Genomic DNA, 14,601 nt, shown 5'->3' with positions numbered 1-14,601 from the left:
AATTTATAATACGCAAGTAAAATTAATTAGACTAAGCCATCAAAAGCAGTTTTTTGTATTTAGTTTTGGCGGGATTACTGCTTAAAATCCAAATAAATTCGCCTCTTTGTCTTGCTTGTTTAGCATCGCTTCCAGTTCTGATTTTTGGCATTTAACAAGCGCATATCGGAAATTTGTAAGCTCTTTAAGCTCACTTAAATCATTAAAAACAAAGGTTGGTTCTAAATTTGATCTGAAATTTGCAGGAACGCAAATTTCTATCATTTCGCTAAAATTTCGCCTTAAAAAATTTGCTTCCATCTCAAAAAGAGATTCGTCGTTTTCTACTATAAAAGCCCTAAAGCTTGCTCCAAATGGAGTGATTTTAAAATTTCTATCCACAAATATCGGCTCAAAGTGCTCGATCCCTCGCAGATCACCGAGTCTAAATTCGATCTCGTTTTTGTTTAGATATCCTATGAGTCCTGCTAAAAATCCTTTAAAGACTTTGGATATAGCCAAATTTTGATAATAGATGCCGCTACAAATAAGAGTCGTAAAGAAAATCGAGCCTTCATTTATGGCTTCAGCACTCATATCTGTCCATGCGGTATCGTAAAAAGGCGCAACCTTAGAGAGAATTTTAAGATCATCGCAAAAGAACGTATCGGCCTCTTTGGCGTGAAAAATTTTGATAAAGAGCTCTTTTATGTCAGTCGGAAGGATAGATGCGTTTTTTGCTAGACTCATACGCTTTAAGATAGCCTTTTGAACGGCATTTATGGAGCAGAATTTAAGTCTTTTTGAGCTACTCTCAAAGCGAACCAGACGCATGATAGCCGTATTTAGATTATCAACTCTGATAAATGCGACTTCCTTGTCAGTAATCTCGCACTCTTTATCGATTAAGACCGCGTATGCCCCGTTTGCCGTAGCTTCTTTGATGTCTTCTTGCGTAGCATCTATGCCTATATATGCGTACCCTTGGCGAATACTCTTAGCCTCAAACGAAAAATCAACAACGCTTGTGACACTTGGCGTATTCATGCTATCGCCGTTGATTAGACGTTTTAAGTTTTCTATATTCATCATTTAGCCGACGATCGCTCCGTTTTTAACGCTTGAGATAGGACTTAACAGCGCTAGCAAGTCGTCTTCTGCCGTAAGTATCATGCCTTGAGAGATATTGCCAAATATCTTAGCCTCTTTTAAATTTGCCAGCACGCAAACCTGCTTGCCGACAAGCTCTTTTGGATCATAAAATTTAGCGATTCCCGATACGATCTGTCTTGGCTCGCTTTCGCCAAGATCTATCTTAAATTTAAGTAGTTTGTCGCTGCCTTCGATATTTGAAGCCTCTAAGATAGTTCCAACTTTGATAACACACCTTTTAAACTCATCTATCTTTATCTTTGGCGTTTCGTCTTTGCTAGGTTCGGCTACGCTTGGTGCAGGAGTGCTCATAAGCTCTTTTTCTATCTTTGGAAAGAGCGGCGCCGTAGGCTCGCAAACAAAGTCTAAAACTTCGTTTTCAAGTATTATCTTTTGATAATTTTGAGTTGAAATTTCAAATTTCATCGCATTGGCTATCTTCTCACAAGTCTTTGGCATCGCAGGACTTAGCAAGATTGCCACGCGCGCAAGTAAATTCGCACAAAGGCTTACAAGAGCGTTTGCTTCATCTTTTTTTCCTTCTTTTATCAAATTCCAAGGCTCAAATTTTGCAATGCTTGCGTTTGCGATATTTAGCGCTCGCCAAAGCTCCTCTAAGTAGCGATTTGTGGCAAAAATTTCTAAATTCTCACAAGCTGCTTTTAGATGAGCGGTTGATTCGTCCAAGATTTCTTTATGGTATTTTTTTACGTCTTTGCTTGAAATTTCGTAGTTTGAGTATTTACCGCTCATTCCGATTATGCGGTTTAGCAAGTTTCCAAGATCGTTGCTGAGCTCTGAGTTTATGCGCTCGATAAGTGCTTTTTGCGAGAAATCCCCGTCTTGACCAAAAGGTACTTCACGCAGCATAAAGTATCTGAAATTTTCAAGTCCATAAGCGTCTGCAACCTCTTTTGGCACGACTACGTTGCCCTTGCTCTTGCTCATCTTTTCGCCGTTTCTAGTCCACCAACCGTGTGCTGCGATATGCTTAGGAAGCGGCAAATCAAGACTCATCAAAAACGCTGGCCAGTAAATCGCATGAAAGCGCAAGATATCCTTGCCGACTAAGTGTACCGCATTTTCCCAAAAGCCCATTTTCTCGCCGTCTCTAGTGTAGCCAAGTGCTGAAAGATAGTTCATTAGCGCATCAAGCCAGACATACATCACGTGCTTTGGTTCATTTAAATTTGCAGGCAGTTTTACACCCCAGTCAAAGCTGGTGCGAGTTATGGATAGGTCCTTAAGTCCTCCTTTTACGAAGCTTACAACTTCGTTTTTCTTACCTTTCGGAAGTATGCACTGCTCATTTTGCTCGTACCATTTAAGCAGGGCGTCTTCGTATTTTGATAGTTTAAAAAAGTAGCTTTCCTCTTTGACTAAGTTTGTCGGTCGCCCACAGTCAGGACAGCACTCGTTATCTAAAAGTTGAGTTTGGGTAAAAAACGTCTCGCAGCTAACACAGTAAAAACCCTCGTATTCGCCTTTGTAGATGTCGCCTTTTTCAAGCATTTTGTTAAAAGCGTTTTGAACGGTTAGTTTGTGGCTCTCATCGGTCGTTCGGATAAAGTGATCGTAACTTATCTCAAATTCATCCCAAAGCTCTTTAAATTTTGCGCTTATCTCGTCTGCGTATGCTTTTGGGCTTTTGCCTTTTTTTTGCGCAGCTTGTTCTATCTTTTGTCCGTGCTCATCGGTTCCTGTTAAAAAAAACGTCTCTTCGCCTTTAAGCCTTGCAAATCTAGCCATCGTATCGGCGATGATCGTAGTGTAGGCGTGTCCGATATGAGGAACGTCATTTACATAATAAATAGGTGTTGTTATATAAGCTTTCATAATCTTCCTTAATTAAAAATCAAATCCGCCGGTGCTGCCCTTAGACATCGAATTATAGACGGCATCAACATAATTTTTACGAATTTCGCATTCAAATAAATTTTCGCAGGCAAAACAGCTTGTTAGGTTTTTTTGAGATTGGCATGACTTTAATATGTCTATTTGGTTATCAAGCTCAAGCTCGAATTTGTCTTTTTGCTTAAGCTCGTCAGCCATTTTTGCTTCCGTAAAATTTGTGTAGCGTCTTTATCTCGTCTTTTGAGCCAAAGAAGCATGGTGTGGTTTGGTGGATTTTTTCTATCTTTATATCAAAAAGACTTGCAGAGTAGCCGTCACTCGTAGCTCCGCCTGCGCGCTCATAGATAAAGGCAAAAGGCAGCACTTCAAAAAGCATTCTAAGCTTGCCGTTTGGCGCATCGGTGGTAGCCGGGTAGCTAAAAAGCCCGCCGCCTTTTAGCAAAATTTGATGCAGGTCGCTCACCATTGCGCCTGAATATCTTAAGCGGTATCCTTGCTCAAAAAGCTCTCTTATAAATTTAGCGTGCGTATCGCTCCAGCCTTTTTGCGTAGCGCCCGTGGCGTTTAGCTTGCCTTTTTCTTTTAACTGCAAATCTTTGATAAATTGAAATTTCCCCTCTTTGTTAAGTCTATAAAGCTTTGGCTTATCCGTGCAGATAACCAGCTCAAGGCGCGGCCCATAGACGCTATATGCCGAAGCTACTAAATTTTCAGGCTTTAGTTCGTTTGCATATATGCCAAATATCGAGCCTATAGCAAAATTTACATCAACTAAGCTTGAGCCGTCAAGCGGATCGTATGCTACTATGAATTTTGCATTTTCGTTAAGCGCTAAAATTTTGTCCTTTTCCTCGCTAACCAGCGCTTTTACGCACTCTAAATTTGCAAATTCGCGCGTGATGATCTCATCACTTAGCACATCAAGCTTAAGCTGGGTATCTCCAGTAGCGTTTGCGTGATCTGTGTAGCCAAGATCGGCAAATTTTATCTCTTCTGCAATCTTAACGGCGATTTGTTTGATCGTTTCAAAAATTCTTTCCATCATAAAGCCTTTGCGTTTTGTAAAATCCACTCACAAATAGTGTCTATATCGTCTAAATTCATATTTAAAATATCAAATTCACACTCTTTTTTATAGCTTGCAATAGCGTTTGAAAACCCGATATACTCAGCGTTTATCTCGTCCTTAAACACGCTTAGCCTAGGAAGCGGCAGGGTTTTAAGCCCTTCTACTAACAGTAGGTCAAATTCGCCCACCATAGACACTACTTCATCAAGACTCTTTTGCTCTTTTGAAAAGTATGTCGTGCGCGTGGGGCTTAGCACAACCACGTCAGCACCTATCTCGCTAAATCTATAGCTATCCTTGCCTTCGACGTCAAAGCGAGCCTTGTCGCCCGGATCGTGCTTAATGATAACCACCTTTAGTCCGTCTTTTATAAATTTTTGCCCTACCTTTAATATAAGCGTAGTTTTGCCGCTATTTGAGGGTCCTGAAAACGCCATTGCCAATCTTTTCATCTAGTTCCAACTTCTAAATTTTCGTAAGATTATAACAAATTTAGGCTTTCTTAAAGCAAAAATTACCCAAATTAAAGATAAAATAAGAAAAAATTTCAAGGTATTATTATGAAAAATTTACTGATATTTTTAGCTCTTATGACGGCTTTTTTGGGGTGTTCTAATAAAATTGTCATTCACGAACCTCTTAAAAACGAGCTTTTGGCTTATACAAGCAAGAGTGAAATAATCAAACAAGATTTTAAAATTTTGATTTTAGGAACTTATCTAAATCCCGTTCATAGCGAGCTTATAAAAGAAGACAAAGATGAGAAATTTATAATCGCCATCCACCCAAAAGATGCTGACGTAAATTTAAAAAGTTTTAGTCTAAATAACGACATAAGCGGCATTAAAACTAGAATTTTAGACGAAAATGACGAGCTTTTAAAGCTCATCACGTTTCAAATGCCGTGGGGCAAATATATTGAAGTAATCGCACCTGAAAAGAGTTCGGATAGACTTAATCTTTCTTTCGAAATTTATCCGTCAAATCAGGTGAGCTTAGAGTTTCAAAAAGTTTCAAAATCGATGTACTGGAATTAAGCAAGTGCGAGTATATAACGTAGTTTGCAAGCACTTTTTTGCCATAGTGCCTGCTTTCGGCATATGGCACAAGCTCAAGCGATAAAAACGGCTCAAATTTTCCTTCGTTAAATAGATCTCCGCGCTGAAGCATGCGCTTGGTAAAGCCGATACCGCCGTTATATGCATAAGCTATAAAGAGCGGATGGTGCAAGAATTTTTCAAGATAGTTTAAGTGGTGATCTGCAAATTTTAAAGCAACCCTCGGATCAAACATATCGTCTTGATCAAAGCCCTCTATCATAAGCTCTTTTTTGCCAATGTGATTTGCAAGAAAGGGCATAAACTGCATCATTCCAAGCGCGTAAGATGTAGATATCACAGATGGGATAAACCTGCTTTCTTGCCTACCGATAGCATAAATCGTAGCCTTTCTGGTCGCATTTATATCCTCAAGTTCTTCTAAAAACGGCATGACAAAGTAGTGATCTTTATATCCGCTTGCTTTTTCCATGAAGTAAGCGTGCTGCCCAAGTGTTTCTTTAGTATTAAAAAGCTCTGCGAATTCAAGAGCTTTAGTCGCATTTACCTCTTTTACGATAGCAAAGGTTTTTTGCCATAAAAACGGATCTTTGATATCGTAGTCTTCGAGCTTTTGCTTGGTCGGTGTCGGCGAAAAAACTTTTGGAATTTCTTTGCCCGTTAGTTCGTTTGCGTATAAAGTGTAGATGTTTATGTCGCTGCTTTTGTTTAGCTTTTCAAGCAAAAATTGATTTTTAGTTATGAGGTATTGCCAAAAAATTGCGGCGTCCTTTGCGCCTTGGTTTTGAAAGCTCTCTTCGGCTTGTTTAAAAAATTTAAGCGCGATGTGCGGCGAATCAAGCAAGATAGCGTTAAGCCCTAGCATATAAGAGTGCTGCTGGGTTGAAGCGTTAGCGTCAATATTTAAGAAATTTTCTCTAAATTTAGCCATTTTTTTATCTATCACAAGACTACTTGCGATCTTTTGAAATGATTTTTGGTTTGAAAGTAAATTCATAAAATGAGGCTCAAATTTGACGTTAAATTTCTCTTTGTCTTTTTGACTGCTTGAGTTAAATAGCGCTATAAACGCATCCGTGTCATTTTGATCGGCAAATTTTAAAGCGGCATTTTTAGCGTTAAGCGCTCTTAGCCTTCTTGCGACGTTTTTATCTATATCATCAAATTTATCGGCTAGAAGCGCCCTCTGGGCCTGTTTTATCTTCATCATAAAAGGCACTCTAAGCAGAGTTCTTTGGCAGGTTAAATTTGCGTCCATTATGTTTGTGGCGTTTACGCTATCGCAGTTTGAAGCGACTTTTTTAGGCTTTATGATAGTATCAAGCACTTTTAGCATCGTAGGAGAGCGCCTAAAAATATCTTCGTTTAAAATTTCAACTTGCTTTTTAGTGTAATTGCCTTCGCTGATTAATCGATATATATAGTAATCTTTCGCCAAACCCTTTGGCTTATCCTTTATCTCTTCAAAATCTTTTACTCCGCCAAAAGCAAATGCGCTCAATGCGACCAAGGTAAGACTAAAGCGAAGCAGCAAATTCAAAGAGTAGCCTTATGAAAAATAGTTCTATAAATTTAAGAGCCAAAAGCACGATGATGGGCGCTAGATCTATGCCCCCAAACACGGTCGGCACAAAGCGCCTTATAAGCGCATATACGGGCTCGGTTAAGCGATAAAGAAGCTGGACTATAGGATTGTAAGGATCGGGTCTTACCCAGCTAACGATAGCCGAGATGATGATGACCCAAACGTAAATTTGCACAACCATCTGTAAAATACTTGCTATGGCCGAGATGAGAGTTGATAAAATCATTTTAAAATTTCCTTTAAATTGCCTTTGATGAGCGGAAATAGCTCGCTTAGTTCAGGTCCGTGCCGTTCGTTTGTGAGCAAAATTCTAAGCGGCATGAAAAAGCTTTTGCCTTTTAAATTTGTAGAGCTCATTAAAGCCTTTTTAAACTCGTCAAAGCTTTGAAATTCATCTAAATTCAATGAATTTGCAGCGCTTTTTATGATCTCGCACTCCTTTTTAAACTCATCAGGGATGTTTTTTGGCGCAAATATCGCCTCTATCTTTTGCTTGATCTCGTTTAGCAAGCTTGCCTCTTGGGTGTAAAATTTGATTAGATCCGCTAAATTTTCATCTAATCCGCTAAGTGCGGCAAGTCGCTCGCTGCTAGCTAGTTTGATATGTTCTCTGTTTATATGTTCAAGCATTTTTATATCAAATTTCGCAGGACTTGGCGAGACTTTAGAGATGTCAAACCATTGTGCAGCGTCATTTATAGTAAAAATTTCCACAGGAGCTTTATAGCCAAGCGATATGATGTAGTTTGCTATGGCTTCTGGCATAAATCCTTTAGAAAGTAGCCACTTTACGCTACTTTCGTTCTCGCGCTTGCTCATCTTTTTACCATCTATATTTAAGATGATAGGAAGATGTGCGTAGCGAATTTTACTCGTGTAATCAAGCCCCTCTCTGATAAGCTCTTGCTTAGGCGTGTTGCTTACGTGATCTTCTCCGCGTATGACGAAAGTAACGCCCTCAAGCATATCGTCAGTCGCACAGGCGAAGTTGTAAGTAGGGGTTTTATCGGCACGCATGATGACAAAGCTGTCGACATTTTCGGGCTCAAAGCTTACTTCGCCTTTGATAGCGTCTGTAAATTTCATCGTTTCTTTTGGCTTTTTCATGCGGATCACAAAAGGCTTTTCGCAAGCTAAAACCTCTTCATTGCTCATCCTTTCGCAAGTGCCGTCATAGCGATATGCTATGCCTTTGGCTTTAGCGTTTTCTTTTTTTGCTTCCAGTTCGCTTTCGGTGCAAAAGCAGGCAAACGCTCGCTTATCTATCATTAGTTTTGAAGCAAGCTGACGGTGGAATTTTAAATTTTCGCTTTGATAATAGAGCTGATCCCATTTGATGCCGAATTTAGTTAAAATTTCTAAAATTTCTTGGTCTTTTCCCGGTATATTTCTTTCTTTATCGGTATCTTCTATGCGCACTATAAAGCCACTTTTATCTTGTAAAGAGCAAAGATAATTTAATATAGCTACGCGCAAATTTCCAAGATGCATATCTCCCGTAGGAGAGGGTGCAAAACGATACATTGAGCATTTCCTTAAGTTGATTTGGGCTTGATTATAGCATTTTGTATGTAAATAATGTGTTAAACAAAATTGTTTATAATAACGCAATATTTAGTTTGATTTTCATTTAGCGTCTTAAAACTAAATCGAATTTTATATCTAATAAAATTTAATCACAAGGAGTACTAAATGAGTTTCGTTAAGGAATTCAAAGAATTTGCGATGCGCGGTAACGTGCTTGATATGGCTGTGGGTGTCGTTATCGGCGGGGCTTTCGGCAAGATCGTTTCATCGTTGGTTGGCGACGTGATAATGCCTATCGTTGGAGTTTTAACCGGAGGAGTAAATTTCAGCGATCTTAAATTTGTGCTTAAAGAAGCTGCCGGCGAAGCGCCTGCCGTAACGGTTAATTACGGTGCATTTATTCAAACTACGGTTGATTTTTTAATAATCGCATTTTGTATTTTTTGTGTTATCAAGGCTATAAATTCACTTAAAAAACCAAAAGAAGAGCCTGCTCCTGCAGCACCTGCCGCTCCAAGCGAAGATATAGTATTGCTAACTGAGATTAGAGATCTTCTTAGAAAATAAAATTAGTTTCATGAAGGAGCTCTCCTTCATGAAAATTGAATATAATCAAAATAACAGCGGGCAGAGGAATGCTTAGGCAAATAGGATTTTTTAACGAGCTAAATGAAAGCGAACTTAAAAGACTTGAAGATATAAGCATAGTTAAAAAATATAAAAAAGGCGAGTTTTTATTTATGGAAGGAGAGGAGTCAAAGTGGCTTCATCTCATGATAAAAGGTTCGCTGAAACTTTATAAAATCGGGCCTAAAGGCAAGGAAATTTTCCTTCATCAACTAAACGGCATGACCTTTGTCGCCGAGCTTGCGAATTTTGAAAATATCAAATTTCCAGCTACGGCGATATTTGTATCTTCCGGCGAAGTGCTAAAGATAGATTATGATAAATTTTACAAAGAATTTCTATCCAATCCTAAAATTTCAGTCGGCATCATAAAATCTCTATCTCAGAAACTAAAAATCGCAAGCGAACTTATCCATCAAGAGCTTGTTTTAAGCTCGGAGGCAAAAGTGGCTAAATTTTTAGTAAATCACTCTGATCTTTTTAATGCCTTAAAACACATCAAGATAGCTTCTATTTTAAACATAACTCCTGAAACTTTCTCAAGAATACTTGCTAAATTTAAAGCCCAAGAGCTTGTAAATTTGGACTCAAATAACAAAATCATCAGTATTTCCGAAGATAAACTTAAAGATTTTTTTGATAACTAATATTTAATATCAAATTAAGATTAATTGATTTTCGTCAATAATTTTTAATTCCGGCTTAGGTATAATAATTTAAATATTTTATTATAATATTTAAAGAAAATAAAATGTTACAAGAAGGATCCGTATGAAAAAGAAGTTTTTTGTTTGGTCGGTTGCACTTGGCATATTTATAGGTTTAATATCATCAATCGGTATTGCTGATATGCTTCATTATACCGGAAGCGATAAATTCTGCACTATGTGTCATACTATGAATCCTATGGTAACGGCATATAAAAACGACGTTCACGGAGGCAACAACAAACTTGGCGTCAAAGCCGAGTGCTCAGCCTGTCATCTTTCGCATGATAATACCTTAATGTATCTATGGACGAAGGCAAAAGTTTCTATAAATGACGGGTATAAAACCGTATTTACCGATGTAAGTAAGATTGATTGGCATAAAAAGCGAGATCACGCTTATAAATTTACTTACGACAGCGGGTGCATGACCTGTCATTCGAATTTAAAAGAGGCTAATAATCAAGTCGATAAAGCTTGGCTTGCTCATAGGGATTATTTTGCAGGTCATATAAATAAAACCTGTGTTCAGTGTCATAATAACGTGGGACACAAAAATATGGGCATTGAGATTACTAAATACTGGGACAATATAAATGCAGACAATAAATAAAACCTATAAAGGAGGAACAATGTTGAAAAAAGTTGTTGTATTATTAACCTGTCTTTTTTCGTTCGCATTTGCAGAAAGCATTTCGGATGCAAATCTTGTGAAAAACTTAAAAGTTAATCGCAATTTAACTCCGCTTGCTAAAAGCTGCGTTGAGTGCCACGCAAAAGAGACTCCCGGCATCGTTGCTGATTGGAAAAATAGCCGTCACGCGCATGTCGGAGTAAGCTGTACGGATTGTCACTCGCATCCGGCCGATAGTCCTATGGTGGGTAAAAAAGTGCATCCAAAAGATAGCGATAACCACGTGTCGGTTTTGGTAAGTCCAAAAACCTGTGAGAAGTGTCACGCCAATGAAGTTAAGGAATTTAACGAGAGCGGTCACGCAAGAGGCGGTATTCAGGTTTATGCTAAAAAGGGCATGCTTGATTTGATGTATCACTTTGAAGGTAGAGGTCATCCTGATTTGCAAATTTCTCCTGATTCAACAGGCTGTATGCAGTGCCACGGCTCTATCATTAAGATGGACGGCGATAATCGCCCGACTAAAGAGACATGGCCAAACTACGGTATAGGAAACTTATATCCTGACGGTGGAATCGGCGGATGTAAATCATGCCACAGCGGGCATAAATTTGCTATAAGCGAGGCTAGAAAACCTGCAGCCTGTGCATCTTGCCACCTTGGACCTGATCATCCGGATATAGAAATTTACAACAACTCAATGCACGGACATATCTTTAACTCAGAGGGTCATACGTGGAATTTCGACAGTGCTCCCGATACTTGGGCTGTTCCTGATTATAGAGCGCCGACTTGCGCGACTTGCCATATGAGCGGAGTTGGAGAGTTGCAAACTACTCACAACGTTTCAAGACGCCTTAAATGGAATCTTTGGGCGCCGCATAGCGAGCTAAGAACAGGCGGTAACGACACCGCGGTAAGCGAGTATCAAAAAACAGGCAAACTAAACGTAGGCACGCCTTTGGCAGGTCACGTAGATGGTCCGGAAGCTGCCAGAAAAGAGATGAAGATGGTTTGTAAAGAGTGCCACGTATCCTTGCATACCGATAATTTCTTTGAGATGGCCGATAAGCACGTAATGCTTTATAACGATTATCACAAAGACGCTAAAGCTATGCTTGATGATCTTAAAGCCAAAAAGCTTCTTAAAGAAGATCCTTGGGCAGATGAATTCCAAAGAATTTACTACCACTTATGGCATCACGAAGGTCGCCGTATGAGACAGGGCGCTTTGATGAACGGACCTGATTATGCTCACTGGCATGGAGTTTTTGAGGTGAAAGACGATATCAGAAAACTTCAAGAGATCTATGACAAGAGACTAAAAAGCGGAACGATAGAATAATCGTTTCAAATTAAACGGGCGGGAGATTTCTCGCCTGTTTTAAAATTTACTTTTCAAATAATCTTTTTAAATTTACTATTTTTTAACTCTCATAGCTTTATGAATTTCAAACAAAAGCTCATCGTTTTTATCCATCACGCAATCTTGAACAAAATACCACCAAAAATATCCGCCGATAAAATTTTCATTAAATTTCGGCATATTGTAGTATTTTTTAGCCATATTAACCTTGCTTGTTTTGTTTGCATCTTTGCTCACATTTCCGCACTCTCCTATGCCTAATTTTGAGTTTGGAAATTTTACTTGCAGCTCATCAAAAATATTTTTCCAATCAGGCAAAAATCCGTCATTATCATCTTCGTAGTAGCTTACAAAAACATAGTCTATATTTTGTTTTATATTTTTGCCAACATATCTTTTTACCCAATCCAGCATCTTGATTTTTTGAAAATTTGGCGGCGTATAATAAAGCGTTAATGCGCTTAAAGCGTTTTTGCTTAGTATAAATTCATAAGCCGCGTTCATTTTATCAACTATCAAATTCAGATCATCTCCCAACCAGCCTTCGCCGTTTATTTCGTTTGCAACCTCCCAAATTTTAACGTAAGGTGCTAAGTTGTTATAAGAATCCTCAAAGCGTTTTTTATAGCTTTTAATGTCTTTATATAATTTCATTTCATACGAATCAACGGGCGTTGCCATTATGTAAGCGACTTCATTTATCTTTTTAAACATTTGGACGTAGCCTGAAGGATGAGTATCTTTTGACATAACTATCCTTACTATAGGCTTACTTGGCATGCTTTTTAGAGTATTTATGATACCTGATAACTTGACTGCGTCATACCAGCTATCATCTATGGTAACTCCATATAAAAAAGTGTTTTTAAAATCTCGCTTTGAGTCGATTTGTGTCTGTGTATTTATCTGCTCAAAGTTGCTTGCCTGAATAAAATTTAATGCCAAAAACAATAAAACCACATTTATAAAATAAAATTTTTTCAAAATTTGCGTCCTTTATATATTTATATTTTTTATTATATCACTTGATTTGATTGTGTTTAATAAATTAGATTTTGCTAAATTTAATTGTTTTATTTGGTATTTCGCCATTTTGTGACAGATATTTAATAATTTTGGATAAATTTATGCGATGTTTTATGTAATTTCTTCACTTATTATAATTTTTATGAATTTTGTTGCCTATAGAGGGCTGTTTGCTAAAACCGAGGGGCGAGGTCTGCACAAATTCCTGCTTGGCGTGTTTTTTGCGACTCTTGCTATGGGCGGTGTGTTGCTTGCTTTTTCGCTTAGGTTTAACTTTTTAAATGCGGAATTTAGACTCGCTTTTTCGCTTATGCTTGCACTTAGCTTTATACTATTTTCGTTTGTTCTCTTTTCAAATTTGATTATAGTCGCCTTTAGACCGGTTACGAAGCGTGTTTTTAGCGAAAGTAGGCGTAAATTTTTAAGATTTTATCTTGATGTTACGATATTAATTCTTGCATTTAGCTACTTTTTTAAAGGTATGTATAACGCTTCACACGTTCCTGAAGTAAAGCGCCAAAGTATCGTGCTTAAGGGGCTTAAAAGACCTCTTAGGATAGCAATGATAACCGATGTTCATTTAGGAGATTTCTTAGGAGTTCCTTTTGCCAAGGCTTTGGCTGAGCGTATAAATTTACTAAATGCCGATGCGGTCGTTATAGTAGGAGATATAGCCGATCTTCCTCCAAGAAGGCTTGGCGAGTATATAGCTCCTTTTGCCGAGTTTAAATCTCGCTACGGGACATTTTATGCACCGGGAAATCATGAGTATTATAACGGCATTGAAGGAACGCTAAAAGAGATTAAAAAGATCGGTATTCAAATTTTAGGCAATGAAAGCGTGAGTATAGGCGGTATAAATTTAGCCGGAGTTTATGATCTCATCGGCTATAGATATAAATTTTATGAGCCTGATTTAGAAGCTGCTCTTAAAAATACCGATAAGAATTTGCCGACCGTTTTGCTTGCACATCAGCCTAAATTTATCAAATACATGCATAAAGATGTGGATTTGGTTTTGTGTGGACACACTCACGGAGGACAAATTTTCCCATTTTCGCTTCTTGTAAAGCTTGATCAGAAGTATTTAGCGGGGCTTTATCAAGTAAATGATAAAATGCAGGTGTATGTAAGCAGGGGTGCGGGATTTTGGGGACCTCCCGTAAGAGTGCTTGCGCCTAGTGAAATTTCTTTGTTGGAGCTTAAAGGAGAGTAGATGAGAAAGAGGATTTCTCAAATTTTCGGCAAAATTGCAGGAACCGCATTTCCTAAATTTATGCAAGATTTTATAAATTCAAACTATGTCAAATATTTTAAAATCGATATGAGCGAGTTTAAAAGACCTCAAGATTATGAGAGTTTAACCGCGCTTTTTACAAGAGAGCTTGTGATAATGAGAAAATTTGATGAAGCCAAAGAGGTTCTTATCAGTCCAAGCGACGGACTTTGCCTTGAGTGTGGAAAAAGCAACGCGCAAAAGGCTTTAAGTATAAAAGGACGCGAGTATGATATCGCCGAACTTTTAGGCTCGGCTCTTGAAGATAAATTCAGATCAAGCGAATTTGATTATATCAATATCTACCTCTCTCCGCGCGACTACCATCGCTATCACTCACCAAGCGATATGCAAATTTTAAGCGCTCTTTATATCCCGGGAGATCTTTATAGCGTAAGCATAAAGGCTCTTAAAGAGGTTGAAAATTTGTATGCTAAAAACGAGCGTGTGATTCTAAAGTGCAAAATAGGCGAGGGTAAGATACTTTGGCTGGTATTTGTGGGCGCTTTAAATGTTGGCAAGATGAAATTTATTTTTGACGAGCGAATCCAGACAAACGCTACGGCTTCTTTTATACAAAGCTACGAATATGAAAATTTACGGGTTAATAAGGGCGACTTGCTCGGCTACTTCGAGCTTGGATCAACTATTGTGATGATAGCCGAAGATGGTGCGTTAGAACATAATCTTTTTGAAGGCAAGACACTGAAATTCGGCGAATCTATAGGGTTAATCAAATAA

16 protein-coding genes are annotated in these 14,601 nt (G+C 38.3%); 7 read left to right on the top strand and 9 right to left on the bottom strand.

The features are described 5' to 3' along the window. Positions 1 to 81: 81 nt before the first annotated feature. The 5 genes from CORI_RS06690 to mobB are packed head-to-tail and all read right to left on the bottom strand — an operon-like array spanning position 82 to position 4,506. Positions 82 to 1,071 carry a ferrochelatase gene (locus CORI_RS06690; RefSeq protein ID WP_254064902.1) on the bottom strand — a complete coding sequence of 330 codons (990 nt, stop codon included), beginning with the start codon at positions 1,069 to 1,071 and terminating at the stop codon, positions 82 to 84. Continuing rightward, complete coding sequence (metG, locus tag CORI_RS06685; protein ID WP_173031314.1) at positions 1,072 to 2,967, bottom strand: methionine--tRNA ligase; 1,896 nt, start codon at positions 2,965 to 2,967, stop codon at positions 1,072 to 1,074. A 12-nt stretch (positions 2,968 to 2,979) separates the two neighbouring features. Continuing rightward, complete coding sequence (locus tag CORI_RS06680; protein ID WP_169942526.1) at positions 2,980 to 3,183, bottom strand: hypothetical protein; 204 nt, start codon at positions 3,181 to 3,183, stop codon at positions 2,980 to 2,982. Then, the gene (locus CORI_RS06675) at positions 3,176 to 4,030 is read right to left on the bottom strand and encodes a class 1 fructose-bisphosphatase (RefSeq protein ID WP_173031313.1); all 855 of its coding nucleotides are present in this window, start codon (positions 4,028 to 4,030) and stop codon (positions 3,176 to 3,178) included. Before CORI_RS06675 ends, CORI_RS06680 begins: the two co-directional genes overlap by 8 nt. Next, complete coding sequence (gene mobB, locus CORI_RS06670) at positions 4,027 to 4,506, bottom strand: molybdopterin-guanine dinucleotide biosynthesis protein B (protein ID WP_173031312.1); 480 nt, start codon at positions 4,504 to 4,506, stop codon at positions 4,027 to 4,029. The genes CORI_RS06675 and mobB overlap by 4 nt, the downstream gene beginning before the upstream one ends. Positions 4,507 to 4,614: 108 nt before the next feature. Here mobB and CORI_RS06665 point away from each other — a divergent pair, with 108 nt between their 5' ends. After that, on the top strand, positions 4,615 to 5,091 hold the full coding sequence (locus tag CORI_RS06665; protein ID WP_254064901.1) for a hypothetical protein: 477 nt from the start codon (positions 4,615 to 4,617) through the stop codon (positions 5,089 to 5,091). Here CORI_RS06665 and CORI_RS06660 read toward each other — a convergent pair. The 3 genes from CORI_RS06660 to gltX are packed head-to-tail and all read right to left on the bottom strand — an operon-like array spanning position 5,009 to position 8,221. Beyond that, on the bottom strand, positions 5,009 to 6,652 hold the full coding sequence (locus tag CORI_RS06660) for a lytic transglycosylase domain-containing protein (protein ID WP_173031311.1): 1,644 nt from the start codon (positions 6,650 to 6,652) through the stop codon (positions 5,009 to 5,011). The genes CORI_RS06665 and CORI_RS06660 overlap by 83 nt on opposite strands. Beyond that, positions 6,630 to 6,923, bottom strand: coding sequence for a YggT family protein (locus tag CORI_RS06655; protein ID WP_169942518.1), 294 nt, complete (start codon positions 6,921 to 6,923; stop codon positions 6,630 to 6,632). Before CORI_RS06655 ends, CORI_RS06660 begins: the two co-directional genes overlap by 23 nt. Further along, positions 6,920 to 8,221 carry a glutamate--tRNA ligase gene (gene gltX, locus CORI_RS06650; RefSeq protein ID WP_173031310.1) on the bottom strand — a complete coding sequence of 434 codons (1,302 nt, stop codon included), beginning with the start codon at positions 8,219 to 8,221 and terminating at the stop codon, positions 6,920 to 6,922. Before gltX ends, CORI_RS06655 begins: the two co-directional genes overlap by 4 nt. Before the next feature lie 168 nt (positions 8,222 to 8,389). Here gltX and mscL point away from each other — a divergent pair, with 168 nt between their 5' ends. The 4 genes from mscL to CORI_RS06630 all read left to right on the top strand — a co-directional run bounded on the left by mscL (position 8,390) and on the right by CORI_RS06630 (position 11,537). Further along, positions 8,390 to 8,791, top strand: a complete 402-nt coding sequence (gene mscL / locus CORI_RS06645; RefSeq protein ID WP_173031309.1) for a large-conductance mechanosensitive channel protein MscL — start codon at positions 8,390 to 8,392, stop codon at positions 8,789 to 8,791. Between the two features lie 68 nt (positions 8,792 to 8,859). After that, a complete protein-coding gene (locus tag CORI_RS06640) occupies positions 8,860 to 9,498 on the top strand; it encodes a Crp/Fnr family transcriptional regulator (protein ID WP_173031965.1) in 639 nt (212 codons plus the stop codon). A gap of 124 nt (positions 9,499 to 9,622) precedes the next feature. Next, positions 9,623 to 10,171: a NapC/NirT family cytochrome c gene (locus CORI_RS06635; RefSeq protein ID WP_173031308.1), complete on the top strand. Its 549-nt coding sequence runs from the start codon at positions 9,623 to 9,625 to the stop codon at positions 10,169 to 10,171. 19 nt (positions 10,172 to 10,190) lie between these two features. Further along, positions 10,191 to 11,537: a multiheme c-type cytochrome gene (locus CORI_RS06630; RefSeq protein WP_173031307.1), complete on the top strand. Its 1,347-nt coding sequence runs from the start codon at positions 10,191 to 10,193 to the stop codon at positions 11,535 to 11,537. A 75-nt stretch (positions 11,538 to 11,612) separates the two neighbouring features. Here CORI_RS06630 and CORI_RS06625 read toward each other — a convergent pair whose 3' ends face one another. Further along, on the bottom strand, positions 11,613 to 12,542 hold the full coding sequence (locus tag CORI_RS06625) for a hypothetical protein (protein ID WP_216842240.1): 930 nt from the start codon (positions 12,540 to 12,542) through the stop codon (positions 11,613 to 11,615). Between the two features lie 184 nt (positions 12,543 to 12,726). Between CORI_RS06625 and CORI_RS06620 the strand changes: the two genes are divergently transcribed. Together CORI_RS06620 and CORI_RS06615 are read left to right on the top strand one after the other, a co-directional pair. Further along, complete coding sequence (locus CORI_RS06620) at positions 12,727 to 13,800, top strand: metallophosphoesterase (protein WP_173031306.1); 1,074 nt, start codon at positions 12,727 to 12,729, stop codon at positions 13,798 to 13,800. Continuing rightward, on the top strand, positions 13,801 to 14,601 hold the full coding sequence (locus CORI_RS06615) for a phosphatidylserine decarboxylase (protein ID WP_173031305.1): 801 nt from the start codon (positions 13,801 to 13,803) through the stop codon (positions 14,599 to 14,601).

It is taken from the genome of Campylobacter sp. CCUG 57310 (genome assembly GCF_013201975.1).
In the GTDB taxonomy this organism is placed as follows: Bacteria; Campylobacterota; Campylobacteria; order Campylobacterales; family Campylobacteraceae; genus Campylobacter_A; species Campylobacter_A canis.
The sequence above is the reverse complement of the archived record's forward strand: the minus strand, read 5'-3'. Positions and strand labels throughout refer to the sequence as shown.